Origin of the sequence: Bacteroides sp. DH3716P, from assembly GCF_025914115.1 — a bacterium.
Classification (GTDB): Bacteria; Bacteroidota; Bacteroidia; order Bacteroidales; family Bacteroidaceae; genus Bacteroides; species Bacteroides ovatus.
Window position 1 is genome coordinate 4,907,407 of record NZ_CP083673.1, and the last position, 24,731, is coordinate 4,932,137.

Annotated in this window: 16 protein-coding genes; 12 read left to right on the top strand and 4 right to left on the bottom strand. The window is 41.1% G+C overall.

The genetic code is table 11. The features are described from left to right. Positions 1-26 precede the first annotated feature (26 nt). Positions 27-932, bottom strand: coding sequence for a glucosaminidase domain-containing protein (locus KQP79_RS18475; protein WP_004311330.1), 906 nt, complete (start codon positions 930-932; stop codon positions 27-29). 110 nt (positions 933-1,042) lie between these two features. Here KQP79_RS18475 and cdd point away from each other — a divergent pair, with 110 nt between their 5' ends. The 7 genes from cdd to KQP79_RS18510 all read left to right on the top strand — a co-directional run bounded on the left by cdd (position 1,043) and on the right by KQP79_RS18510 (position 9,094). After that, the gene (gene cdd, locus KQP79_RS18480; protein ID WP_004304232.1) at positions 1,043-1,525 is read left to right on the top strand and encodes a cytidine deaminase; all 483 of its coding nucleotides are present in this window, start codon (positions 1,043-1,045) and stop codon (positions 1,523-1,525) included. 2 nt (positions 1,526-1,527) lie between these two features. Beyond that, the gene (locus tag KQP79_RS18485) at positions 1,528-2,367 is read left to right on the top strand and encodes an AraC family transcriptional regulator (protein ID WP_015532972.1); all 840 of its coding nucleotides are present in this window, start codon (positions 1,528-1,530) and stop codon (positions 2,365-2,367) included. A gap of 88 nt (positions 2,368-2,455) precedes the next feature. Continuing rightward, positions 2,456-3,037 carry a DUF417 family protein gene (locus tag KQP79_RS18490; RefSeq protein WP_004304234.1) on the top strand — a complete coding sequence of 194 codons (582 nt, stop codon included), beginning with the start codon at positions 2,456-2,458 and terminating at the stop codon, positions 3,035-3,037. Between the two features lie 99 nt (positions 3,038-3,136). Then, positions 3,137-4,510: an FAD-dependent oxidoreductase gene (locus KQP79_RS18495; RefSeq protein WP_234120741.1), complete on the top strand. Its 1,374-nt coding sequence runs from the start codon at positions 3,137-3,139 to the stop codon at positions 4,508-4,510. A 377-nt stretch (positions 4,511-4,887) separates the two neighbouring features. After that, positions 4,888-6,588 carry an ABC-F family ATP-binding cassette domain-containing protein gene (locus KQP79_RS18500; RefSeq protein ID WP_234120739.1) on the top strand — a complete coding sequence of 567 codons (1,701 nt, stop codon included), beginning with the start codon at positions 4,888-4,890 and terminating at the stop codon, positions 6,586-6,588. Between the two features lie 430 nt (positions 6,589-7,018). Beyond that, positions 7,019-7,813, top strand: a complete 795-nt coding sequence (gene nudC, locus KQP79_RS18505; RefSeq protein WP_256331556.1) for an NAD(+) diphosphatase — start codon at positions 7,019-7,021, stop codon at positions 7,811-7,813. A gap of 105 nt (positions 7,814-7,918) precedes the next feature. Beyond that, a complete protein-coding gene (locus KQP79_RS18510; RefSeq protein ID WP_004311334.1) occupies positions 7,919-9,094 on the top strand; it encodes a DUF418 domain-containing protein in 1,176 nt (391 codons plus the stop codon). 388 nt (positions 9,095-9,482) lie between these two features. Here KQP79_RS18510 and KQP79_RS18515 read toward each other — a convergent pair whose 3' ends face one another. From KQP79_RS18515 to KQP79_RS18525, 3 genes are all read right to left on the bottom strand, one after another. Further along, on the bottom strand, positions 9,483-11,228 hold the full coding sequence (locus KQP79_RS18515) for a phospho-sugar mutase (protein ID WP_061447738.1): 1,746 nt from the start codon (positions 11,226-11,228) through the stop codon (positions 9,483-9,485). Between the two features lie 178 nt (positions 11,229-11,406). Then, complete coding sequence (locus KQP79_RS18520) at positions 11,407-13,044, bottom strand: C69 family dipeptidase (protein ID WP_234120935.1); 1,638 nt, start codon at positions 13,042-13,044, stop codon at positions 11,407-11,409. 28 nt (positions 13,045-13,072) lie between these two features. After that, positions 13,073-14,725, bottom strand: coding sequence for a M23 family metallopeptidase (locus KQP79_RS18525; RefSeq protein WP_032851594.1), 1,653 nt, complete (start codon positions 14,723-14,725; stop codon positions 13,073-13,075). Between the two features lie 198 nt (positions 14,726-14,923). On the opposite strand from KQP79_RS18525, the gene KQP79_RS18530 reads away from it, so the two are divergent. From KQP79_RS18530 to ald, 5 genes are all read left to right on the top strand, one after another. Then, entirely contained in the window at positions 14,924-17,557 is a 2,634-nt protein-coding gene (locus KQP79_RS18530; RefSeq protein ID WP_117809084.1) for a zinc-dependent metalloprotease, read from the top strand. Positions 17,558-17,587: 30 nt separating this feature from the next. Beyond that, positions 17,588-20,935, top strand: coding sequence for a SusC/RagA family TonB-linked outer membrane protein (locus tag KQP79_RS18535; protein ID WP_008648767.1), 3,348 nt, complete (start codon positions 17,588-17,590; stop codon positions 20,933-20,935). Between the two features lie 10 nt (positions 20,936-20,945). Then, complete coding sequence (locus tag KQP79_RS18540; RefSeq protein ID WP_004304248.1) at positions 20,946-22,283, top strand: RagB/SusD family nutrient uptake outer membrane protein; 1,338 nt, start codon at positions 20,946-20,948, stop codon at positions 22,281-22,283. A gap of 440 nt (positions 22,284-22,723) precedes the next feature. Further along, complete coding sequence (locus tag KQP79_RS18545; RefSeq protein ID WP_004311339.1) at positions 22,724-23,407, top strand: WG repeat-containing protein; 684 nt, start codon at positions 22,724-22,726, stop codon at positions 23,405-23,407. A gap of 129 nt (positions 23,408-23,536) precedes the next feature. Further along, complete coding sequence (gene ald, locus KQP79_RS18550) at positions 23,537-24,643, top strand: alanine dehydrogenase (RefSeq protein ID WP_004311340.1); 1,107 nt, start codon at positions 23,537-23,539, stop codon at positions 24,641-24,643. The last annotated feature ends 88 nt before the right edge of the window (positions 24,644-24,731 follow it).

Consider the following 24,731-nt stretch of genomic DNA (forward strand, 5'->3'; position numbering starts at 1 on the left):
AAATTCGAAACTTTTGAGAGAAGTCTCTACCGCAGACGCAATCTATCTCCGATTTCCGGAACATACTCACCATCCTTACGATTCATCTTATACAGATTTTTGAGGCGGATACCATATTTTTGAGAGATGCCATGCATGGAATCTCCATCTTTCACAACATATACAGTATAAGGTTTGGAAGCCTTTTTCTTCTTGCTCTTCAGGTAGATGATATCTCCTTCCATCAAGGTATAATCACGCTGCAAGTCGTTGTACTTCACAAGTTTCCTCCAACTAATATCGAATTCCTTGCCTAAATCTTTAAAGGTATCACCGTTGCGGGCTACCACATAAGCAATATCATTAGCGATATACACCTGATGCGGGCTCATCAACCAAGGATTCTTTTTCAGTTTCCGTTCCGAATATACCCCCTTACGGTCGTATTTATACAAGTCATAATCTTCGATAATTGTAATCAGACGATTAGCATAAGAAGGATCGGTAGCATAGCCTGCTTTTTTCAGTCCACGCGCCCAGCCTTTATAATCGGTGATGTCCAGTTTAAAAAGAAAAGCGTAACGGGCACCTCTTCTAAGGAAGTCGGAATGATCTTCGTAAGAGTCACGCGGATGCTTATAAGCACGGAAACATTCGTTACGGGCATCATCATCATGACGAACCGTACGTCCCCGCCAACTGCCACCACACTTAATACCAAAGTGGTTATTACTCTTTCGTGCCAACTGGCTGTATCCGGCACCGCTTTCCAGCAATCCTTGTGCCAATGTAATACTCGCCGGAATCTTATGAAGCTTCATCTGTTCAACAGCCAAATCACTATACTTATTTATATACTCGACGTAACGGGCATTCCGTTTCTGTGCCTGCACTCCTACGGCAAAGAAAAAAACAACGGTTAAAAAGATAAGTCTATGCAGTTTATTCTCCATTTTTATTCAGATGTGAATTAGATGGCACAAAAATCTGAAAAATAATTGGGATTATCAATCTCTTTCCTAACTTTGTAACATTAATTGTAGAAACCAATACCCTGACGTATATGAAAGACCTCACAATTACCGCTATTATTAAAGTATATCAATATGATGAGTTGAATGAGGGCGATCGGTCACTTATAAAGACTGCCATGGAGGCAACAGCTCGTAGTTATTCTCCGTACTCCCATTTCTCCGTAGGTGCCGCTGCGCTATTGGGCAACGGGACAGTAGTGACAGGAACCAATCAGGAAAATGCGGCCTATCCGTCGGGGCTTTGTGCAGAACGTACTACCCTATTCTATGCCAACTCCCAATATCCCGACCAACCGGTTGTCACTCTTGCCATTGCGGCACGAACGGAAAAGGACTTCATCGACCATCCGATTCCTCCCTGCGGTGCTTGCCGGCAAGTGATTCTGGAAACGGAAAAGCGTTACAAACAACCCATCCGCATCCTATTATATGGCAAAGAATGTATCTACGAAGTAAAAAGTATAGGCGATCTACTGCCGTTATCATTTGACGCATCAGCAATGGAGGATTAATTATGTTACAACAATATCACACGAAACTAAAAGGAACACTCGCACTTACAGACTCTTATCTGACAGAAAAAGCACTGCAAAAAGAAAAAGGGCTTTATAAATTTATATGGGTACGCAACGGAAGCATCACAGTAGAAATCGACCATCAGGAAATGATACTTACCCAAGATGAAGTGATTTCACTCACTCATCTGCAACACCTCGAATTTAAATCGATTGATGGTGAATACCTGACTTTGTTGTTCAACAGCAATTTCTATTGTATCTATGGCAACGACCATGAAGTGTCATGCAGCGGTTTCCTGTTCAACGGTTCTTCTCACCTGATCCGTTTTACCCTGAATGAAAAAGAACGTAAAGAACTCGACACCATTACCGAAGCACTGGAAAACGAGTTTACCGTTTCCGACAGCCTGCAGGAGGAGATGCTACGCATCCTGCTAAAACGTTTCATTATCCAATGTACCCGAATTGCACGTCACCGCATGAATATCACCCGTGAAAAAGAATCCGGTTTTGAGATTGTCCGCCAATACTATAACTTGGTCGACGAGCATTACCGGACGAAGAAACAGGTGCAGGACTATGCCAATATGTTGCATAAATCTCCCAAGACACTATCGAACATCTTTTCTACCTGCAAACTGCCTTCGCCGCTTCGGGTTATCCACGAACGGGTGGAAGCGGAAGCTAAACGTCTCCTGCTTTACAGCAACAAAAGCGCCAAAGAGATTGCCGATATTCTGGGATTTGAAGACCAGGCTTCTTTCAGCCGTTTCTTCAAAAATATGACTGGACAGAGCGCCGTGCAATTCAGAAACACACAGGAAGGGAAAAATTGACAAGGCATACGGAAGTATTGCTATTTTGGGGGTAGTGGAAATGGACGACCTTTGCAACATAAGATAAACCCATTAAAACCCCAACAAAATGAAAGAGAAATTGATCGCTTTACTGACCTTCACTTCAAGTCTGAAAAGTTTTGGTATGAAATTTATCCGCGTTGCCATCCTGGTAGTATTTGTATGGATAGGCGGATTGAAGTATTTCCATTATGAAGCCGACGGGATTGTTCCGTTTGTTGCCAACAGTCCTTTTATGAGTTTCTTCTATGCTAAAGGTGCACCCGAATACAAAGAACATAAAAATGCGGAAGGTGCTTTTGTCCCGGAAAATCGTGCATGGCACGAAGCAAACCGCACTTATACTTTCTCTTACGGACTGGGAGCTCTTATTATGGGGATCGGCATACTGGTATTCTTGGGAATCTTTTTCCCAAAAGTGGGATTGGCAGGCGACACCCTCGCCATTATCATGACGCTCGGCACACTTTCTTTTCTTGTCACCACCCCGGAAGTCTGGGTTCCCGACTTGGGAAGCGGAGAATTCGGTTTCCCATTACTATCCGGTGCAGGGCGGTTGGTGATTAAAGACATTGTGATCCTGGCCAGTGCCGTAGTGTTATTATCCGACTCGTCACAACGCGTACTCAAAACACTTAAAAAAGACTAAGACAACCACTAAAGAGGATTCTGACTTCTTGCCATTGCGGAACAAATCGTATTTTCAGACTGTTATATAGTCTCATACAAATCATTAATACAAGAAGTTATGAAACAATATGATGCAATTATTATAGGATTCGGCAAGGCAGGGAAAACCCTGGCTGCCGAACTTTCCAACCGCGGATGGCAAGTGGCCATCGTAGAACGTTCCAACATGATGTATGGAGGAAGCTGTCCGAATGTAGCCTGTATCCCAACAAAGACGCTGGTGCATGAAGCCGAGGTTTCCGCTTTGCTTTACCACGATGATTTTCCGAAGCAGGCGAATATGTACAAACAGGCCATCGGCCGAAAGAACCGCCTCACTTCCTTTCTTAGGAATGATAATTACGAAAGACTAAGCAAACGTCCTAATGTGACTATCTATACTGGAACGAGGTCTTTCATATCCGCCGATACCATAAAAGTGGAACTTCCCGAAGGAGAAATCGAACTGAAAGGAAAAGAGATATTTATCAACACGGGGTCTACTCCCATTATCCCTGCAATAGATGGTATTCAGCAAAGTCAGCACGTATATACCAGTAGTGCGCTTTTGGACTTAAGTGTACTTCCTCATCACCTGATTATCATAGGTGGAGGATATATCGGACTGGAGTTCGCTTCTATGTATGCCGGTTTCGGCAGTAAAGTGACGATACTCGAAGGAGGAAACAAATTTATGCCTCGCGAAGATCGGGATATTGCAAACAGCGTCAAAGAAGTGATGGAGAAGAAAGGTATTGAAATCCATCTGAACGCTCGTGCACAGTCTATCCATGACACGAATGACGGAGTGACACTGACTTACTCGGACATATCCGACGGTACTCCTTATTATGTAGATGGAGATGCCATTCTTATCGCAACGGGACGTAAACCGATGATTGAGGGATTGAATCTGCAAGCAGCGGGTGTAGGAGTTGATGCTCACGGAGCTATCATCGTAAACGATCAGTTACGCACTACTGTTCCTCATATATGGGCAATGGGAGATGTGAAAGGCGGATCGCAATTTACATATCTCTCGCTGGATGATTTCCGGATTATCCGCGATCAGCTCTTCGGCGACAAGAAACGTGATATCGGAGACCGTGATCCTGTGCAATATGCAGTGTTTATTGATCCGCCATTGGCACATATCGGAATCAGTGAAGAAGAAGCTCTGAAAAGAGGATATTCATTTAAGGTTTCCCGGTTGCCGGCTTCCTCCATCGTCCGTACCCGTACATTGAGGCAGACAGATGGTATGCTAAAAGCTATCATCAATAATCATAACGGGAAGATTATGGGCTGTACTCTATTCTGCGCCGATGCTTCAGAAATCATCAATATCGTAGCTATGGCGATAAAAACAGGGCAAACCTCTACATTCTTGCGCGATTTTATCTTCACGCATCCCAGTATGAGTGAGGGATTAAATCAACTGTTTGATGTATAAGAATAAGAAAGAGTATAACTCACTTCTAAAACAGAGCCTCTGAATAGGGTAAACAGAGGCTCTATTTGGAGTAATCGGAGGCTCTGAATGAGGTAAACGGAGCCTCTAAATAAATGAAATTCATTCTTTTTCAGTCTTAATAGAGTGAAATCTAATAGAAAGTGTTATCTTTGCCGCCAAGTTAAACTATATACCTACCGCAATGAGAATTACTAAGTAAGACAACACTTCTAAGTAAACATCACTTTTCTTATATGCTTTTTCTATTTTGTTAAGCATCACGAAATCCGTGTTGTTTAGCCAGTATTGTGTTTGTCGTTCCCCCTATCCTGTGTTTTTTTTCACTCTATTTTCAACCTCAAACCCAATAGATCGTCATGTCTATCAGTATCCAACAAATCAGCTATATCCATCCGGATAAAGAAGTATTATTCAGTGACCTCAATTTCGCCATCAGTAAAGGGCAGAAATTGGGATTAGTCGGTAACAATGGTTGTGGCAAATCTACTTTGCTACAAATTATTGCCGGACAGTTATCACCCTCTTCCGGTGTCATTGTCCGCCCGGACGACCTATATTATATCCCGCAACATTTCGGGCAATATGATTCACTGACCATTGCACAAGCTCTTCAAATAGAGCGTAAACAGCAAGCTCTGCACGCCATCCTGGCAGGAGATGTCTCAAACGAGAATTTCACCATTCTAAATGATGACTGGAATATCGAAGAACGTTCCATCGCCGCTCTCGATTTATGGGGATTAGGACAGTTTACGCTATCCTACCCGATGAATCTGCTTAGTGGCGGCGAAAAGACCCGCGTATTCCTGGCAGGTATGGACATTCATCATCCATCTGTCATACTTATGGATGAACCGACCAATCATCTCGATTCTTCCGGCAGACAACGTTTATATGACTGGGTAGAAAAATATCGTTCCACCCTGTTGGTGGTAAGTCATGACCGCACCCTGCTCAATCTTCTCCCCGAGATTTGCGAACTAAAGAAGCATCAAATCAATTATTATGGCGGAAATTACGAATTCTACAAAGAACAAAAAACGCTGATGCAGGAAGCATTACAACAACGTATTGAAGAAAAAGAAAAGGCACTACGTATTGCCCGTAAAGTGGCTCGCGAAACGGCCGAACGCAGGGACAAACAGAATGTACGCGGCGAAAAGAGTAATATAAAAAAAGGAGTTCCACGCATTGTATTGAACGCACTCCAAGGGAAATCCGAGAAGAGCACCAGTAAACTGACTGGCGTTCATCAGGAGAAAGCCGAGAAGTTAACAAATGAACGCAACCAGCTTCGAGGTTCGCTCTCTCCGACTGCTGCATTAAAAACCGACTTCAATAGTTCCTCGCTTCATACCGGGAAGATATTAGTGACAGCAAAAGAGATTAACTTCAGTTATCATTCCAATTCGGTTAACAATGATATTCTGACGAATGATGAAATAAATTCGTCTGACACAGGTTATCATCCCAATCCGAATAGCAATGATATTCAGGAAAATAGTATCTCAAAACAACAGCTTTGGCAAGCTCCTGTCAGTTTTCAGCTAAAGAGCGGAGACCGCCTCCGTATAGAAGGAGCCAACGGTAGCGGGAAGACAACTCTATTGAAATTAATCACCGGCCAACTTCAACCACAGGAAGGAACCCTGACACGGACGGACTTTAGCTATGTCTATTTGAATCAAGAGTATTCGATCATTGACGACCGGAACAGTATTCTTGAACAGACTTACGCTTTCAACAGCCGGAATCTGCCGGAGCATGAAATAAAGATTATTCTAAACCGTTACTTGTTTCCTGCATCCGAATGGGACAAATCCTGCCGGAAACTTAGTGGTGGTGAGAAAATGCGTCTCGCTTTCTGCTGTCTGATGATTAGTAACAATACCCCTGATATGTTTATCCTGGATGAACCTACCAACAATTTGGACATACAAAGTATTGAAATTATCACTGCTACTATCAAAAATTATGCAGGTACTGTGATAGCAATCTCACACGACAATTATTTTATTCAGGAAATTGGTGTCGAACAATGCATTTTATTGAGTTAGTCTATTGATATTTTATCCAGGGCAACCGCACCAAAATTTAATTCATATCCGCACAGTTTTGAATAAAATAATGGAGTATTCTGGAAACGTTGTGGTAAATCTGAAAAAGATGATTGAGTTTTTAAGATTCCCCGTTATCTTTTTATTATAAGATATGGGTCCAGGGTGAGGGGTGGTGAGGGTAGATTTATAACCTTTTATTATTTTATTTTCTATACTATCTCCTTTTTTATCCTCAAAAAAAAAATACGAAAGTTATAAATCTACCCTCACCACCCCTCACCCTGGACCCATTCATTAGCGCAACGTTTAACTCGTTTCTGCACAGTTATGAATCAAATTTTGGTGCGGTTGCACTGTATTTTATCTGATAAGTCTAAATATCAATCTAGTTTTTTATAACTTCGCAGCGCGAAGATCAAGAATTAGAATTAAAATGAATCAGACAGCACAATCATGGTGGTTTATCTTTTACAAAGACCAACTGCTTCTTGAGAAAAAAGAGGATGGTATATATACCGTCCCGTGTGGAGAAAGCTCTCCTATTGTTATTAAAGAAAAAACAACCGTACACAATATCACCACACTAGAAAGGAAAAACTGCAAGGCTTTCTCCCTCTCCTCTCCCATTGAAGAATCGGAGCAATGGATCATGATAGGGCTTCGTGCCTCCTATGAATATCTTCCTTTGTCTCATTATCAGACAGCAGGAAAAGCACATGAGATTCTGCATTGGGATAGAAACAGCCGCTTTTGTTCCGCCTGCGGCACGCCTATGGAACAGAAAGAATCTATCATGAAGCGTTGTCCGAAATGTGGCCGGGAGGTATATCCTTCCATTTCCACAGCGATTCTTGTATTAGTGAGAAAAAAAGATTCACTACTTTTAGTGCACGCCCGCAATTTTAAAGGAACATTCAACAGTCTCGTTGCCGGATTTCTGGAAACCGGAGAAACGCTAGAAGAATGTGTAGCACGTGAAGTGAAAGAAGAAACCGGACTGGATGTAAAAAATATCACTTATTTCAGTAATCAGCCCTGGCCTTATCCCAGCGGACTAATGGTCGGCTTTATTGCCGATTATGCCGGAGGGGAAATCAACCTCCAAGATGAAGAATTGAGTTCGGGAGACTTTTATACAAGAGACAATTTACCCGAACTTCCCAGAAAACTTAGTCTTGCCCGAAAGATGATTGATTGGTGGATAGAGCATCCCAATGAATAATCAAACACGGTAAACATCATCAAAGGAATCCGTCAGTATGTTCCCGAAGCCTGCTAAAAGACGGATAAAATGCATACTTACTAAAAATAATCATAAATTAACCCCATGAAATTATCAACAAAAACACCCCGAATTGAAGTAGTAGATGCTCTTAGAGGATTTGCTGTAATGGCCATCCTTCTGGTTCATAACCTGGAGCATTTCATTTTCCCCGTATATCCGGAAAGTTCTCCTGAATGGCTTACCATTTTGGATGCCGGAGTATTTAATGCGACATTTTCACTGCTTGCCGGAAAGTCTTATGCCATATTCGCTCTGCTTTTCGGATTCACTTTCTATATCCAGTCGCACAACCAGCAGTTGAAAGGAAAAGATTTTGGTTACCGCTTTTTATGGAGAATGATATTGCTGGCAGGATTCGCCACTTTGAATGCCGCTTTCTTCCCGGCAGGAGATGTCCTGCTTCTGTTTGTTGTAGTCAGTCTTGTACTATTTATCGTACGTAAATGGAGTGACAAAGCGATTCTAATCACCGCCATCTTGTTTTCACTGCAACCGATTGAATGGTTTCATTATATAATGAGCCTTTTCAATCCTGCTTATACCCTACCCGATTTGAATGTCGGAGCCATGTATGCTGAAGTAGCGGAATACACCAAAGCCGGAAACTTTTGGGATTTTCTGATAGGTAATGTTACTTTAGGACAGAAAGCAAGCTTGTTTTGGGCTATCGGTGCCGGACGTTTCTTGCAGACTGCCGGACTTTTCCTGTTTGGCTTATATATCGGACGCAAAGAATTGTTCGTTGCTACCGAATCTCATTTGAAGTTCTGGATGAAAGCACTTATTATTGCAGCTATCAGTTTCGCACCACTGTATTCTCTGAAAGAACAGATCATGCAAAGTGACAGCAGTTTAATTCAGCAAACGGTAGGCACTGCCTTTGATATGTGGCAGAAATTTGCATTTACGATTGTACTTGTTGCTTCCTTCGTGTTGCTTTATCAGAAAGATCAGTTCAAGAAAACTGTATCTAATCTGCGATTCTACGGAAAAATGAGCTTGACCAATTATATTTATCAATCTATTTTGGGAGCCATTATCTATTTCCCATTCGGATTCTATCTTGCTCCTTACTGTGGATATACTCTTAGCCTGATTATCGGTATTATTCTTTTCCTGGCGCAAGTTCGGTTCTGCAAATGGTGGCTGTCTAAACATAAACAAGGACCATTGGAAACAATATGGCATAAATGGACTTGGATAGGCACGAAGAAATAACAGAAAAAAAGAAATAGCACTGACTGAAAAATAGACTAAGAAAGCAGGCCACGAAATACACATAACTACAAACGAACAACTTACGAATATGAAACTGAACGTATCACTCTAAAGCATCAACAAAACATGTGTATCCGCAGCCTGCGGGTTGAAATTGAGATGATGTCAATACAACAAGATTCTCGCAAGAAGGATTAGCAAGTGGACTTAAAGAATGCAAAGGAAATGAAAGAACTGTGCCAAGTTGGGGAAAAAGCCCGAAAATAGGCAGAATCAGGGCTATGTATAGAGAAAAAGAAGCGCCTCCATAATCTTCGAAAAGACCATGGAGGCGCTATTTATTATTTATCTTTCGTTATCTATATCTGAAATTTCAGAAGAAACAAAATCAGACACCCAATGATTTCTTCACTGCTTCAATCTTTTCCATTGCAGCAGATTCGGCAGAAGCATAACAATTGCGGCAACCCATTTCACCCTGAACTTCCATATAGAACTTAATCTTAGGTTCTGTACCTGAAGGACGAACGGAAACTTTGCTACCGTCTTCAGTGAAATATTGAAGTACGTTAGATGGTTCCGGCATATCGATTGCAGTTACGTTACCTTTATCATCCGTCTGTTTCAGTGTCTTATAATCTTTGCTTAAGATCACTTTAGAACCACCCAATTCTTTCGGAGGATTAGCACGGAAGTTCTCCATCATCGCTTTGATTTCTTCTGCACCGCTCTTACCCGGTTTCACTACGTTTACAGTAAACTCTTTAGAGAATCCGTATTCTACGTAGATATCCAGCAACAACTGATACAAGGATTTTCCATTATCTTTTGCCCATGCAGCAACTTCAGCAATCAAACAGCAAGCTGATACGGCATCTTTATCGCGAACGAAATCTTCGGCAAGGAATCCGTAGCTTTCTTCACCGCCACCGATATATTTCTGTTTGCCTTCACGCAGACGGATTTCACGGGCAATCCATTTAAATCCGGTGTAGCAGTCAAGCATTTCGATATTGTTCTTATCTGCGATTTTCTTGATTAGTTCAGTTGTAACGATTGTCTTCACGCAGAACTCGCCACCTTTAATCTTACCCAGTTGTTTGTACTGTGTCAGAATATAATAAAGGTACATCATACAAGTCTGATTACCGTTAATCAGTACCCATTCGCCTTTATCATCCTTGCAAGCAATACCCACACGGTCAGCATCCGGGTCGGAAGCCATAACGAGGTCAGCATCAATTTCTTTGGCAAGGTTTACAGCCATAGAAAGAGCTTCCGCATTTTCCGGGTTCGGAGATACGACAGTCGGGAAGTTACCGTCCTTAATCATCTGTTCGGGCACAGTAAATACGTTTTCGAATCCCCACATTTTCAATGCACGAGGAATCAACATCATACCTGTACCGTGGATCGGAGTATAGACAATCTTCATATCTTTGTGACGGGCAATAGCTGCCGGATCAATAGAAACAGTTTTCACCATATCCAGATAAATCTTATCGATGTCTTCACCGATAATCTGAATCAAATCCGGATTTCCCTGGAATTTGATATCGGCAGCAGAAGCAATTGCATTCACTTCGTCGATGATACCCTTATCGTGTGGAGCCAATACCTGCGCACCATCGTCCCAATATGCCTTGTAACCGTTGTATTCTTTCGGATTGTGAGAAGCAGTCAGGATGATACCGCTTTGGCAACCGAGGTGACGGATGGCAAAAGACATTTCCGGTGTCGGACGCATGTCGTCAAACAGATATACTTTGATACCATTGGCAGAGAAAATATTAGCAGAAGTTTCCGCAAACAAACGGCTGTTGTTGCGGCAATCGTGACCTACTACTACAGAAATCTGCGGCAGGTCTTTGAAGTTCTTTTTCAGATAGTTGGAAAGTCCTTGAGTGGCAGCACCTACCGTATAGATATTCATACGATTGCTACCTACACCCATAATACCACGCAGACCACCAGTACCAAATTCAAGATCTTTGTAGAAAGCTTCAATTAGTTCGGTTTTATCATCGTTTTCCAACATACGTTTCACTTCAGCCTGGGTTTCAGCATCATAAGCCGGGGTTAGCCATTTTTCGGCTTTTTCAGTGACCTGTTTAATAAGTTCCTGATTTTCCATTTCGATTGTTATTTATTGGTTAATGAATTATTTATTATCAATTTCTTGAGCACACAAATGTAAAATAATAAGTTTATAATTCCTAGTTATTTAATGAAGAATTAAGAATGAAAAATGAAGAATCGCATTATAAGACATATTTGCAAAGCATAATTCTTCATTTTTCATTCTTAATTCTTCATTTTACCAAATATCTGTCACCAGTCTGCTTGACATATTCCTGCAAGAATTCTTTCGGATATCCGGGACGCATCACTCCGGCAGGTTGTCCGATAGAATTACGCTCAAACTTACCGTCTTTAACACGTTTCACCACTCCATCATTGTATTTCACAATCAAGAATGTACCCAATTGTTTCCAAGTATCGAAAGTGCTCTGTGCGGTCATATTTGTATAGTTTGTCAGAAAGTCAACCGCTGCGTTCTTATCTTTTGCCAGCAGTTTGGCAGCCATTTCTTCAATGCCTTCCTGTGCATTGTTGAAAGTAGTTTCCATTTCTTTCTGCGCTTCCCGTACATCACCGATCATCAAATCATAACGCGGATAGACCATATTAGATACCCAGTTGAAAATCCAGAAAGCAGAATTCCAGGAAAAAGTAATATAATCGGCCCCATCTACACGGGTATAACATACCGGCACTTTAGTAGCACAACAATAAACCGGGGTAAATACAGCCATGTTCGCATCATCCACGCCAAACCAAAGTACACCGCCTATCGGGTCCGGCTTATGAGCCCGCATTTGTGCAACAAATACAAACCCGCTTTGTTGAGTGGAAATCGGACGTTCGTTGAAATATTCCTGACCATCTACCTTGAAGTTCAGAGGAGAAAGACGGTAAGGTGTCTTATAAGGTCCGGCTCCAAAATCATTGGAGATGTCAAGAGGCGTTCCTTCATAATGGTCGCGCATCATATCTTTCACATCTTGCACGGATAACTTATGTTTCGGTTTCACAAAAAGAGGCATCGGCGTATTGGTCTTTCCCTCAATGTAAGGAAGATAATCTTTTCCGTTATCTGTGAACTTATTAAAATAGCTCCACACACGAGCCTCACAGAAACGGCGGGCACCAAAATCAAGAGGCGCATAGGCTAATGAGAAGCTAAAGTCTTTGTTTACTCCATTAAAATATCCCTTCTCACGGGCAAAAGAAACGACATCCGGAGAGTACATACAGTTTTCCTTGTCGTTCATATCAAACTGGTGGATACGTGACTGGTTGGCATGGGCCGAAATACAATCATCGGGCACACGTACAGCTACCCAAACTGCTCCACGGATGCCGGGACCTTTACCAATCATTTCCATAATCCATATTTCGTTCGGATCGGCAATAGTAAAGGATTCTCCTTCGCTATAATAGCCGTATTGCTGCACTAAGTCGGTCATGATCTTAATTGCTTCACGGGCAGTGCGCGAACGCTGCAAACCGATATAAATCAGACTTCCGTAATCGATGATCCCTGTAGAATCGGCCAATTCCGGACGTCCGCCGAAAGTTGTCTCACCAATGGTAACCTGATATTCATTCATATTACCGACTACATTGTAAGTCTGGCGTGCCTGCTCTATTTCTCCCAGATACTTGCCAGTATCCCATTCATAAACTTTCAGCATCGTACCTTTTGGATAGGTAGCAGCCGAATAATGATAAAGTTCTCCGAATAAGCCATACGAGTCGGCAGAATAGGAAACAATCGTCGAGCCATCGGCAGACGCATTTTTTCCGACAATCAGGTTGGTGCAGGCGAAGGTGTTCGCCACAGCCGCCATCAATACGGCGGCACAAAGAATAATTCTTCTCTTCATAATAAATATATGATTCACTTTTAATAATTTACCAAACAAAGCTTTCACGGGCCACTGTTTCATTCCCACAATAGTCGGTCACTGTAAATTCAACAGTATGCTTGCCTCCTTTCTTTACGCGTTTGGGGTCCAACGTACATTCCCAGTATGATTTCACAATATTGGGACGTCCGAAAAGCGCATACTTTCCGTCAATCGTTCCACGATAGGAAGCAATTCCCGCGCCCTGATCTTTCAAACGATAGACAATTTTTCCGTTTCTTCCCCACTGATTCTTGTTGACAGGGATAATCTCCGGCGGGATGGTATCGATGGCAACAGTGTAAGTTCCCAACTCCCGGATAGATGCTTTCATGTATCCGTCTTCATACTTTCCGCCTACGCTGTACTTTCCTCCTTTTGGAGTTATGCGGGCCACATAATATTTCGTCGTATCGGCAATTGGTTTTCTACGCAACCCGATACACAGTTCACAAGCTGCATGCAGCGGAACCGCCTTATCATTCAGCTGATAAGTAAAAGCAACGGCACCACTATCCGCCTTCACCTGATAATTGAGGAGAACATCATCATACAACATTCCTTTCGGAACAACCAGGTTCAATCCCGGTTCTTGCAGATAATTAGTCTTATTCCAGGTAAAATAATATTTCTCCCGATGATTCAACGGTTCAATCGGCTGTTTCCGACCCCGTACGGTGAAACTATATTTGGAAGTGTTTCCGAAAGCATCTTTTAATGTATATAAGAACTGATAGTCCCGTTCCTCATCAATCGTCACCAAGCCACGGTTATCATTCGATGCTTTTAGCAGACGCAAAGTGTTGCCCGGATCAATGAAAGATTTCATATATTGCCCGTAAGTCCAGGAATTAATCATCCGGTTCTCTTCCTGCGAGAAGCGATCTACGGTGCTGCGAAATATTTCATTTCCATCTACCGTAAGCACAACTGAATAAACTCCATAATGGTTATTCACTCCATCCATGTAATCGTATGCTTTGATCCCCACACCTATCACTCCCCATGCTTCCACCGGACGCTCACTATTGGGAAGGATGGTTTTATTCTCTTGCTTTCCATCCACTACTCCTTTACCCAGTTGTGGAAAAAATAGAATGCCATCCGCTTTCGGAGCACGCGTATCTTTTATTTTCGATTGAAAGAAAGGCATAGGGTCAATATAATCTCCCGATTCCGTTTCAAATACATCCAGGTGAAGATGCGGACCGAACGAATATCCGGTATTTCCGCTCCATGCGATCTGCTGACCTCCTTTTACCGGATATTCTCCCGGTTCGGGAACAATCTCTACTTCCCAATTTTCTTCTTCATATTGAAGTTTCTCCACCCTTTCGGCAATGGGAGAAACAAAACCACTCAAATGGCGGTTGATCGTTGAATAGCCATTATGATAACAGACATCAAGTACATATCCCGAACCATTCGTGACGCGAATACGCGAAATATAGCCATCAGCGAGAGCACGAACGGGTTTACCGATAACTCCGCCTGTCTTAAAATCCAGTCCGCCGTGGAAATGATTGGAGCGGATTTCTCCAAAGTTCCCACTCAATGTAAGAGGAAAGTCAAAAGGAGGTACAAAGGTTACTTGCTTCTTCTCTTGTCCATACCCTCCGATGCAGCAAGCCAGCATCAAAGCAGTGATATATCGTCTCATCATTCCGTTCACTTTTTTACTCCCGCAAATGTACACTATTCCCACTAAACTATGAAATATCCGAGGAGAATGATGACCATAGATGCTAGTTAATATTTCTTTTTAATGTTATATTCATTGCAAATTAGTAGTCATTATGTTATTAATATTAGTACTTTTGTAGCCGTTTTTTAATTATAATTAAAAGTTAGAAACTCAATGAGAATGTATGTAAAAGTAATGGCAGCGGTCATTGCATGTATATTGCTGAGTGGAGAAGCGCTCTCGGCATTTGCAACTACCCCCGCTACAGAAAATCTGAGTTGGTTTAAAAAGAAAAAGAAAAAACCAGAAGAGAAAGAAGAGAAGAGTAAAAGCGACTACGAGAAATTAGTGGAAGACAGTAAAACGACCAAAGGGATGTTTGCTGTACATCAAAAGAAGAATGATTATTATTTTGAAATTCCCACCTCACTTTTGGGACGTGACTTATTAGTTGTCAATAAGCTGCAACGAGTTCCTGCCGAACTTAATGATGCGGGTGTAAACCGCGGAGTAAACTATGAAAACCAGATGGTTTGCATGGAATGGGACAAAGCGACGGGCAAACTAATGTTACGCCAACAACGTCCATTACCTCTGGCCCCCCAAACGGATGCTATCTTCCGTTCGGTAAAGGATAATTTTATCTCTCCGCTGATTGCCGCATTCAAGATCGAAGCAGTCAATGCAGATTCTACGGCATTAGTAATCAAGGTGAATGATATTTATGATGGTACGGAAACCAGTATCAATAACGTATTTACCAATATTAATCTGGGTACTTCGGCTATCAAGAATTTATCACGTATTTTATCCATCAAATCTTTTTCAAACAATGTCGTGGCAACTTCCGAGTTGACTACCCGGGTAACGGAAGGTACTACCACTGTTTATGTAACGGTGGAAGTTAGTTCTTCTATTCTCTTATTGCCCGAAAAGCCGATGATGGGACGATTCGACAATCAGAAGGTCGGTTATTTCACGAATCCGTTATTAAGTTTTAGTGATGCGCAGCAGCGTACGGATAAGACACAGTATATCACCCGCTGGCGTATGGAACCCAAACCGGAAGATCGGGAGGCTTATCTGAAAGGTCAGATGGTGGAACCTGCCAAACCGATTGTCTTCTACATTGATAATTCAACTCCTTACCAATGGCGTTCGTACATTAAGAAAGGTATCGAGGACTGGCAGATTGCCTTTGAAAAGGCTGGTTTCAAGAATGCGATTATTGCCAAAGAAATCACGGACAGTATGCATGTAGACATGGATGATGTCAATTACTCCGTACTGACTTATGCTGCTTCGGAAAAGAAAAATGCAATGGGACCTTCTCTGTTAGATCCCCGTTCCGGAGAAATCCTGGAAGCTGATATTATGTGGTGGCACAATGTGCTTTCTATGGTACGTGAATGGATTACTGTCCAGACCGGAACAGTGTGTCCGGAAGCACGTAATGTACAATTGCCTGATGCTTTGATGGGAGATGCCATTCGATTCGTCGCCTGTCATGAGGTAGGCCACTCTCTGGGACTCCGCCACAATATGATGGGTTCATGGGCTTTCCCGACAGATTCATTACGTTCCGAAGCATTCACTTCCAGAATGAACTCTACCGCTTCATCTATCATGGATTATGCACGATTCAATTATATCGCACAGCCTGGAGATGGCGTGAAAGTTCTTTCTCCGCATATCGGTCCATACGATATGTTCGCTATCGAATATGGATATCGTTGGTACGGAAAGAGTACTCCGGAAGAAGAAAAGGATATTTTATTCGATTTCTTGAGCAAACATACTGATCGGCTTTATAAATATAGTGAGGCACAGGACGTCCGCGATGCGGTAGATCCACGTGCACAGAACGAAGATTTAGGTGATGATCCGGTTCGCTCTTCTTTACTTGGTATTGAGAATCTGAAACGTATCGTTCCACAAATTCTTCAATGGACTACTACCGGTGAGAAGGGACAAACTTATGAAGAAGCATCTCGCCTCTACTACGCTGTAATCAACCAATGGAACAACTATTTATATCATGTCCTTGCCAATATTGGTGGCATCTACATTGAAAATACAATTGTAGGAGACGGCGTTAAAACTTATACATTTGTAGAGAAAGAGAAACAACAAGCTTCACTGAAATTTCTGATGGATGAAGTTTTGACATACCCTAAATGGCTGTTTGACACGGAAGTGGGGCAATATACTTATCTACTTCGCAATACTCCCATCGGAAAACAGGAAAATGCTCCTACACAAATCTTAAAGAACGCCCAAGCCTATATCCTTTGGGATTTACTGGGCAATACTCGTTTGATGCGTATGATAGAGAATGAATCTGTCAACGGAAAGAAAGCCTTTACAGTAGTGGAACTTATGGACGGACTTCATAAGAATATTTTCGGTGTTACCGAACGCGGTGGCATCCCTAATGTTATGGAACGTTCTTTGCAGAAAAACTTCCTCGATGCATTACTTACAGCCGCTGCAGAACCGGAAGCTGTTAAAATCAACAAGAAGATCGCCAACGAACATTTCTTGCTTGACCACGCTACTCCTTTCTGTAGCTGTTACGCTGCCGAACAACGTGCACTTCGTCAGGAAGAGCGGATGGGGGCTCCACGTGTGCTCAATTTCTATGGCAGCCAGCTCAACCGTATTTCAGATGCTATTTCTGTGAAACGCGGTGAATTATTACGTATCAAGAAGTTGTTGCAGAACCGTCTCGGAACTTCCGATACTGCTGCACGCTATCATTATGAGGACATGATTCTGCGTATTAATACTGCTTTAGGAATCAAATAAAACCACTTATTACTTTAACTATCTACATTAATGAGAAAAAAATACTTGTGCATTCTTATATGCCTCTTTGCAAATGCGCTGGCCTTTGCCAGCGCTGCTAATCGTACAATCACCGGAGTCGTTATATCCGGTGAAGATAATGAACCTCTGATCGGCGCTTCCGTATATGTTAACGCAGATGACTTAAAAAAGGCCGGAGCATCACAGACTTCTCTAGGTACTATCACTGATATGGATGGTAAATTCTCCATTTCCATTCCGGAAAAGGTGACTAGATTACATTGTAGTTATATAGGATTTGAAGAACAAGACATCGTTTTGCAAGCAGGAAAAGATACTTATCGTATTGTACTTCAAGCTTCTGCACACACATTGGGAGACGTCGTAGTAACCGGTTATCAAGAACTGGAACGTCGTAAACTGACTGCTGCCATTGCCAAAGTAGATGTTACAGATGGAATGGTAGGTGCAGCAAAAAGTATCGACCAGGCATTAGCGGGACAAATCGCCGGTGTGGCTGTAACGACAACTTCCGGTGCACCGGGAGCTCCAGCACGTATTCGTATTCGTGGTACTGCTTCACTGAATGGAACACAAGACCCGTTGTGGGTATTGGATGGGATACCTTTGGAGGGGACAGATATTCCGGAAATCAACAAAGACAACGATAATGACATCGTAAATATGTCACAATCTTCTATCGCAGGTTTAAGTCCAAACGACATTGAAAGCATTACGATATTAAAAGATGCAGCTGCTACTGCTATCTATGGTGCACGTGCTGCAAATGGCGTAATTGTGGTAACAACCAAAAGAGGAAAAACCGGAAAACCTGTTATTAACTTCAATACTAAATTGACTTATACTCCAAATCTCAATACTTCACGACTCAACTTACTAAACTCGGAAGAGAAAGTCGATTTGGAACTTCAATTGTTAAAAGAAGCACGGTTTGACATATTATGGGGATTAACAGATCCGATACCGGTATTTCCTGAAAAAGGAAAAGTTGCTGCTATCATGAAACAATATAACTTAATAGACATCTATAAAGAACAGGGGTGGAACGGACTGACACCTGAAGCCCAAAATGCTATAAACAAACTGAAAACAATCAATACAGACTGGAATGACATATTATTCAGAGATGCTTTTACGCAAGAATATAACTTTAGCATTTCTGGTGGTAGCGAAAAGGTTACTTATTACAACTCACTTGGTTATGTCAAAGAAAACGGAAATGTACCAGGTGTAAGCATGAGCCGTTTTAATCTGACCAGTAAAACGTCTTACCAAATCAACAAAATATTAAAAATTGGAATGTCTATTTTTGCCAACAGACGCAAGAATAACACATTTATGACTGATACTTACGGACTTATTAACCCTATATATTATTCACGTATCGCCAACCCTTACTTTGCTCCGTTTGACGAACAAGGAAACTACCTTTACGATTACGACGTAGTCAGAAGTAATGAAACAGATGAAAAGCAAGGCTTTAATATATTCGAAGAACGAGCAAACACCAATAAAGAATCTGTCACCACAGCCATCAATTCTATCTTTGATGTTCAGCTACGTTTTAACGATCAGTGGAAAGTTTATTCACAGATTGGTGTGCAATGGGATCAATTGTCGCAAGAAGAATATGCCGGGATAAATTCATATAATATTAGGAATATACGTGAAACCAATAAATATTGGAAAAATGGTGTACAAACCTATCTTATACCAGAAGGAGGCATGCTTAAAACAACTAATAGTACAACCTCACAACTCACATGGAAAATCCAAGGAGAATACAAAAACACATTTGGGGATATACATGACATACAAATAATGGCTGGTTCGGAAATTCGCAAAAACTGGGTAGACAACCAAGCCTCAACCGGATACGGATATGATCCCAAGAAACTAACATTCCAGAATCTCATATTTAAAGATGAAGCACAAGCCAATGATTGGAATCTAAAAACTAAATCGTACAAGGAAAACGCTTTTGCTTCTTTCTTTGCCAATGGTTCATATACTTTAATGAATCGTTATACATTGGGAGGAAGTGTGCGCATGGATGGTTCTGATTTATTCGGAGTAGATAAGAAATACCGTTTCTTACCAATCTATTCGGTAAGCGGTTTGTGGCGTTTATCTAATGAATCGTTCATTAGACAATACAAATGGATTGATAATTTAGCTCTTCGCCTTTCTTATGGCTTACAAGGAAATATTGATAAGGGAACCTCTCCATTCCTAGTCGGAAAATATGATAATGTGAATATTTTACCAGGTTACAGTGAAGAAAATATTATTATCAATAGTGCTCCCAACAGTAAATTACGCTGGGAAAAAACAGCATCTTACAATCTAGGAATAGATTTTTCTGTACTCAATCAAGCCATCAATCTTAGTGTAGATTACTACTATAGAAAAGGAACAGACTTAATTGGTTCTAAAGCATTAGCTTTAGAAAATGGATTCACTAATATGTCTATAAACTGGGCTAGTATGGAAAATAAAGGTGTAGAAATAAACCTGCAGACACGTAATATCACCACTAAAAACTTCTCTTGGTACACTACTTTCAACTTCGCATATAATCAAAATAAAGTACTAAAAGTACTTACAGATAAAAGCCAAGTGACTCCTAGTCTGGAAGGATATCCCGTAGGTGCAATCTTTGCACTAAAAACAAAAGGTATAAATCCTGATACAGGACAAATCTATCTTGAGAATAAAGAGGGGAAAGCTGTCACTGTAGAAGAGTTATTCAGAATGACATCGAATGAAGATGGTCTTGGCACTTACCAAATAGGACCAAGTACTGAAGAACAAAGAGACTTTTACAGCTATGTTGGAACGTCAGATGCTCCCTACACAGGCGGTTTTCTAAATACGTTCAATTACCGAAATTGGGAACTGAATCTGAATTTTTCATATAATTTTGGAGCACACGTAAAAACAACTCCAAGTTATAATGTATCTGACTTAGACCCAGGGCGCAATATGAATAGAGACATACTGGATAGATGGACACCGGAAAATACAACAGGAAAGTTCCCTGCATTAGCAACGTACAATTACAATCCGGCCGACTACTACTTGTTCAGTACTCGAAATGACATTTACAGATCACTGGATATCTGGGTAAAAAAGCTAAGCTTTGTACGTCTACAAAATATACGTCTTGCTTACCGGGTTCCATCCGAATGGCTTCATAAACTAAGTATCGGCGGAGCAACTGTAGGATTAGAGGCTCGTAACCTATTCGTTATCAGCTCTAATTATGATAATTATATGGATCCGGAATCAATGGGCAACCTATACTCTACCCCAGTTCCCAAATCCATTACCTTCAATCTAAGTCTTAACTTTTAAAAAATATATTATGACAAAGAAAATATATTATATATTCACATTAATAGGAAGCCTGTTATTATCTTCCTGTGATAGTTATTTGGACATACAACCAGTAGGCCAAGTAATTCCCAATACGCTAGCTGAATACAGAGCTTTATTCACAACAGCTTACAATACAGCACTCAATGACAGAGGAATATGCGAAATCAGAACAGATATCGCAACCATATTACAGTCTGATGCCACTTCCAAAAATTCTTTAGGAGATGTTGAAAAATGGAATGATGTTAATCCGAATGCAAGTACGAGACAATTTGGATGGGCGGCCTATTATACCAATATCTATTATGCCAACGCAATCATCGATAAAAAAGATGAAATATCAGAAGGAAGCCAAGAAGATATTAATCAATTAGTTGGAGAAGCTTACCTCATGAGAGCATATATGCATTTCATATTGGTCAATCTTTATGGACAACCTTATACAGCTACCGGAGCATTAGAAACCAAAGCAGTTCCTCTAAAACTCAATACTGATTTAGAAGAAATACCATCAAGAAATACTGTAAAGGAAATATATACCTCTATTTTATCTGATATAGAAACAGCACGGAAACTGATTAATAAAAAAGAATGGGAAATTCAATATTCATACCGTTTTTCAACATTATCAGTAGATGCTATGGAATCACGGGTATATTTATACATGGGTGAATGGAGCAAATCTTATGAAGCTTCGGAACGTGTATTAGCCGGAAAATCGACATTGGTAAACCTAAATGATGAAGGAGGCAAACTTCCTAATGAATTTACATCTGTAGAAATGATCACTGCCTATGAAGTTTTTCCAAATAGCGATTATGCCGGATCACTCTTACTTTACCCTTCATTTTTACAAGAATATGAGGAAGGAAAAGATCTACGTCCAAACAAGTATTATCAAGCAAATAAAAATGGAAATTATACTTCCATCAAAAGTGGTGAATCTAAATTCAAATGTACTTTCCGCACCGGAGAGCTTTATTTAAATTCAGCAGAAGCTGCTGCACATTTAAACAAATTACCTGAAGCACGTACCCGGCTCTTGAAACTAATAGAGAATCGTTATACATCAGAAGGTTATGAGCAGAAAAAGAATGAAATAAACGCGATGAGCCAAGAAAAGCTAGTCACAGAAATTCTGAAAGAACGTGCTCGCGAGCTTGCTTTTGAAGGCCATCGCTGGTTTGATTTACGCCGAACTACCCGACCGGAAATCAAAAAAGAAATTGAAGATGTAACCTACACACTTGTACAAGATGATTCCCGTTACACATTGCGTATTCCACAAGATGCAATTGATGCTAATCCCGGACTTTTAAACTAATAACCAAGCATTTTTCATAGAAACAAACCGCCTGACATCATAGACTAAAAAGCTCCCTTTACCTAAAGCGTAAAAGGAGCTTTTTTTAATCTATCTATTAGCCATTTCTCATTTTGTACACCTACCTCATTCACCATTAAATCTTTATCCCCTAAAAGCATTGTTCTTTAACAAGAAATCCGTATCTTTGTAGCGACTTATTACGATTAATAACGTAGAAGCGTTTAGAATATTATCTCTATTCAGAATCTGGTAAATTCTTTAATTGGGGAGATAATGGCAACTAAGCGTTCACGTCTTTGTTATATGCAAGGGCGTGGACTCTGTTGTTCATTTCCCAATAGGTTTACCAGAGCCTTGAATAGAATGAACTAACGACGTCCACGCTTCTCTTGTATATATATGGTATCCGGACGCTTACCACACAAACAATAAAGGTAATGAGCAGCACTATTACAAAGTTCTTCGCTTCTTTTTTAGCTTATGGGGTAGCTAATAAGAAAAAGCGCTTCTCGGCAATTGGCCGTTTCTCCGAAGGATTGGCTCCGGTAAAAGGAAAAATCCAATGGGGATACATCAATAAAGGATATGACGTTGTCATTCCTCTAATGTACGAACGGGCTTTCTCTTTTAAAGAAGGATTAGGGATGGTAGTACTCAATTCTCAATACGGATTCATCGACCATACCGGACAAATACAGATTCCGTTTAAATACACAGCCGCTCACTCGTTTGAACAAGAATGTGCACGGGTATGCCACGATGGATTATGGGGATTGATTGACAGACAAGGAAACTACATTCTTCCACCGACTTACAGTCAAATAGAACAATTCGCGGAAGGATTAGCTCTCGTCTCGCTACACAATAAGATAGGATTCATTAACAAGAAAGGAGAAGTTGTCATTCCCCTGGAATATGATAATGGACGCTCTTTCTCTGAAGGATTGGCTGCTGTTTGTATTGAAAGTCAGTCGTCCAAGTGGGGGTATATAAACAAAGACAATGAAGAAGTACTTCCTTTTAAGTACGATATTGCAGAACCCTTTTATAACAACATAGCTCGAGTGGGTCTCTATGGAAAAAGCATGAAAATCAACAAACAGGGCAGTGAATGTCTATAAAACAACCACTCTACGCATTTATTCATCTCAACACGCAAGGCATTCTGTTCTAAAACATCCCCTTACGAATAACAACGTAAGGGGATTTTTCGTACTTTCGAACATGTTAAATCTTTAATACGTAACATTATGATTATCGGAGTACCAAAGGAAATCAAAAACAATGAGAACCGTGTAGGCATGACACCTTCAGGAGTGGCCGAAGTGGTAAAACAAGGGCACCGGGTGTTTATCCAACATACAGCGGGAGTAAATAGCGGTTTTCCGGATGAAGCATATCAAGCTGTCGGCGCACATGTCCTGCCAACAATAGAAGATATTTACGCCACTGCTGAGATGATAGTAAAAGTGAAAGAACCGATAGTCACTGAATATAACTTAATAAGAAAAGGACAGTTACTATTCACTTATTTCCATTTTGCTTCCGACAAGGAATTAACCCTTGCTATGCTCTCTAACAAATCAATATGCCTGGCTTATGAAACTGTAGAAGAAGCAGACCACTCATTACCTTTATTAATTCCCATGAGTGAAGTTGCCGGACGTATGTCTATCCAAGAAGGCGCCCGTTTTCTGGAAAAACCGCAAGGCGGAAAAGGTATCCTTTTGGGAGGTGTACCAGGTGTTAAACCAGCTAAAGTATTAATTTTAGGAGGTGGAGTTGTAGGTAGCAATGCTGCACAAATGGCTGCTGGAATGGGGGCAGATGTCACTATTACAGATATAAATCTGGCACGTCTGCGCTATTTGAGCGAGACACTGCCGAAGAATGTAAAGACATTGTACGCATCCGAACTAAGAATCAGAAAAGAATTGCCGGATGTTGATTTAGTTGTCGGCTCTGTACTGATTCCCGGTGATAAAGCACCACATTTGATTACCAAAGAGATGCTTTCAATAATGCAGCCCGGCACAGTATTAGTAGATGTAGCAATCGATCAGGGAGGATGTTTCGAGACCTCTCACCCGACCACCCACAGTGCACCGACCTATATTGTAGACGGAATCGTTCATTATGCAGTAGCTAATATTCCGGGAGCTGTACCTTACACTTCCACCCTTGCACTAACCAATGCTACCCTCCCCTATGTGATAGCTTTAGCAAATAAGGGATGGAAAAAAGCCTGCAAAGAGAATCCAGCATTAGCACTCGGATTAAATATCGTAGAAGGAAAAATCGTTTATAAGGCCGTTGCCGACGTATTTGGTTTGAAGTACGATCCTATCAACCTGTAACTATGCATTTTCACCATACAGTAATATAAAGTCTTACAGAGTTCTTTCTTTTTTTCAAAGTAAGGCTATCTCAATGTCTTACGTCTTC

Excerpts from the sequence above, each read along its gene's own strand:
- KQP79_RS18475 (WP_004311330.1), bottom strand. The coding sequence starts at position 932 with ATGGAGAATAAACTGCATAGACTTATCTTTTTAACCGTTGTTTTTTTC.
- cdd (WP_004304232.1), top strand. The coding sequence starts at position 1,043 with ATGAAAGACCTCACAATTACCGCTATTATTAAAGTATATCAATATGAT.
- KQP79_RS18485 (WP_015532972.1), top strand. The coding sequence starts at position 1,528 with ATGTTACAACAATATCACACGAAACTAAAAGGAACACTCGCACTTACA.
- KQP79_RS18490 (WP_004304234.1), top strand. The coding sequence starts at position 2,456 with ATGAAAGAGAAATTGATCGCTTTACTGACCTTCACTTCAAGTCTGAAA.
- KQP79_RS18495 (WP_234120741.1), top strand. The coding sequence starts at position 3,137 with ATGAAACAATATGATGCAATTATTATAGGATTCGGCAAGGCAGGGAAA.
- KQP79_RS18500 (WP_234120739.1), top strand. The coding sequence starts at position 4,888 with ATGTCTATCAGTATCCAACAAATCAGCTATATCCATCCGGATAAAGAA.
- KQP79_RS18510 (WP_004311334.1), top strand. The coding sequence starts at position 7,919 with ATGAAATTATCAACAAAAACACCCCGAATTGAAGTAGTAGATGCTCTT.
- KQP79_RS18515 (WP_061447738.1), bottom strand. The coding sequence starts at position 11,228 with ATGGAAAATCAGGAACTTATTAAACAGGTCACTGAAAAAGCCGAAAAA.
- KQP79_RS18520 (WP_234120935.1), bottom strand. The coding sequence starts at position 13,044 with ATGAAGAGAAGAATTATTCTTTGTGCCGCCGTATTGATGGCGGCTGTG.
- KQP79_RS18525 (WP_032851594.1), bottom strand. The coding sequence starts at position 14,725 with ATGAGACGATATATCACTGCTTTGATGCTGGCTTGCTGCATCGGAGGG.
- KQP79_RS18530 (WP_117809084.1), top strand. The coding sequence starts at position 14,924 with ATGAGAATGTATGTAAAAGTAATGGCAGCGGTCATTGCATGTATATTG.
- KQP79_RS18535 (WP_008648767.1), top strand. The coding sequence starts at position 17,588 with ATGAGAAAAAAATACTTGTGCATTCTTATATGCCTCTTTGCAAATGCG.
- KQP79_RS18540 (WP_004304248.1), top strand. The coding sequence starts at position 20,946 with ATGACAAAGAAAATATATTATATATTCACATTAATAGGAAGCCTGTTA.
- KQP79_RS18545 (WP_004311339.1), top strand. The coding sequence starts at position 22,724 with ATGAGCAGCACTATTACAAAGTTCTTCGCTTCTTTTTTAGCTTATGGG.
- ald (WP_004311340.1), top strand. The coding sequence starts at position 23,537 with ATGATTATCGGAGTACCAAAGGAAATCAAAAACAATGAGAACCGTGTA.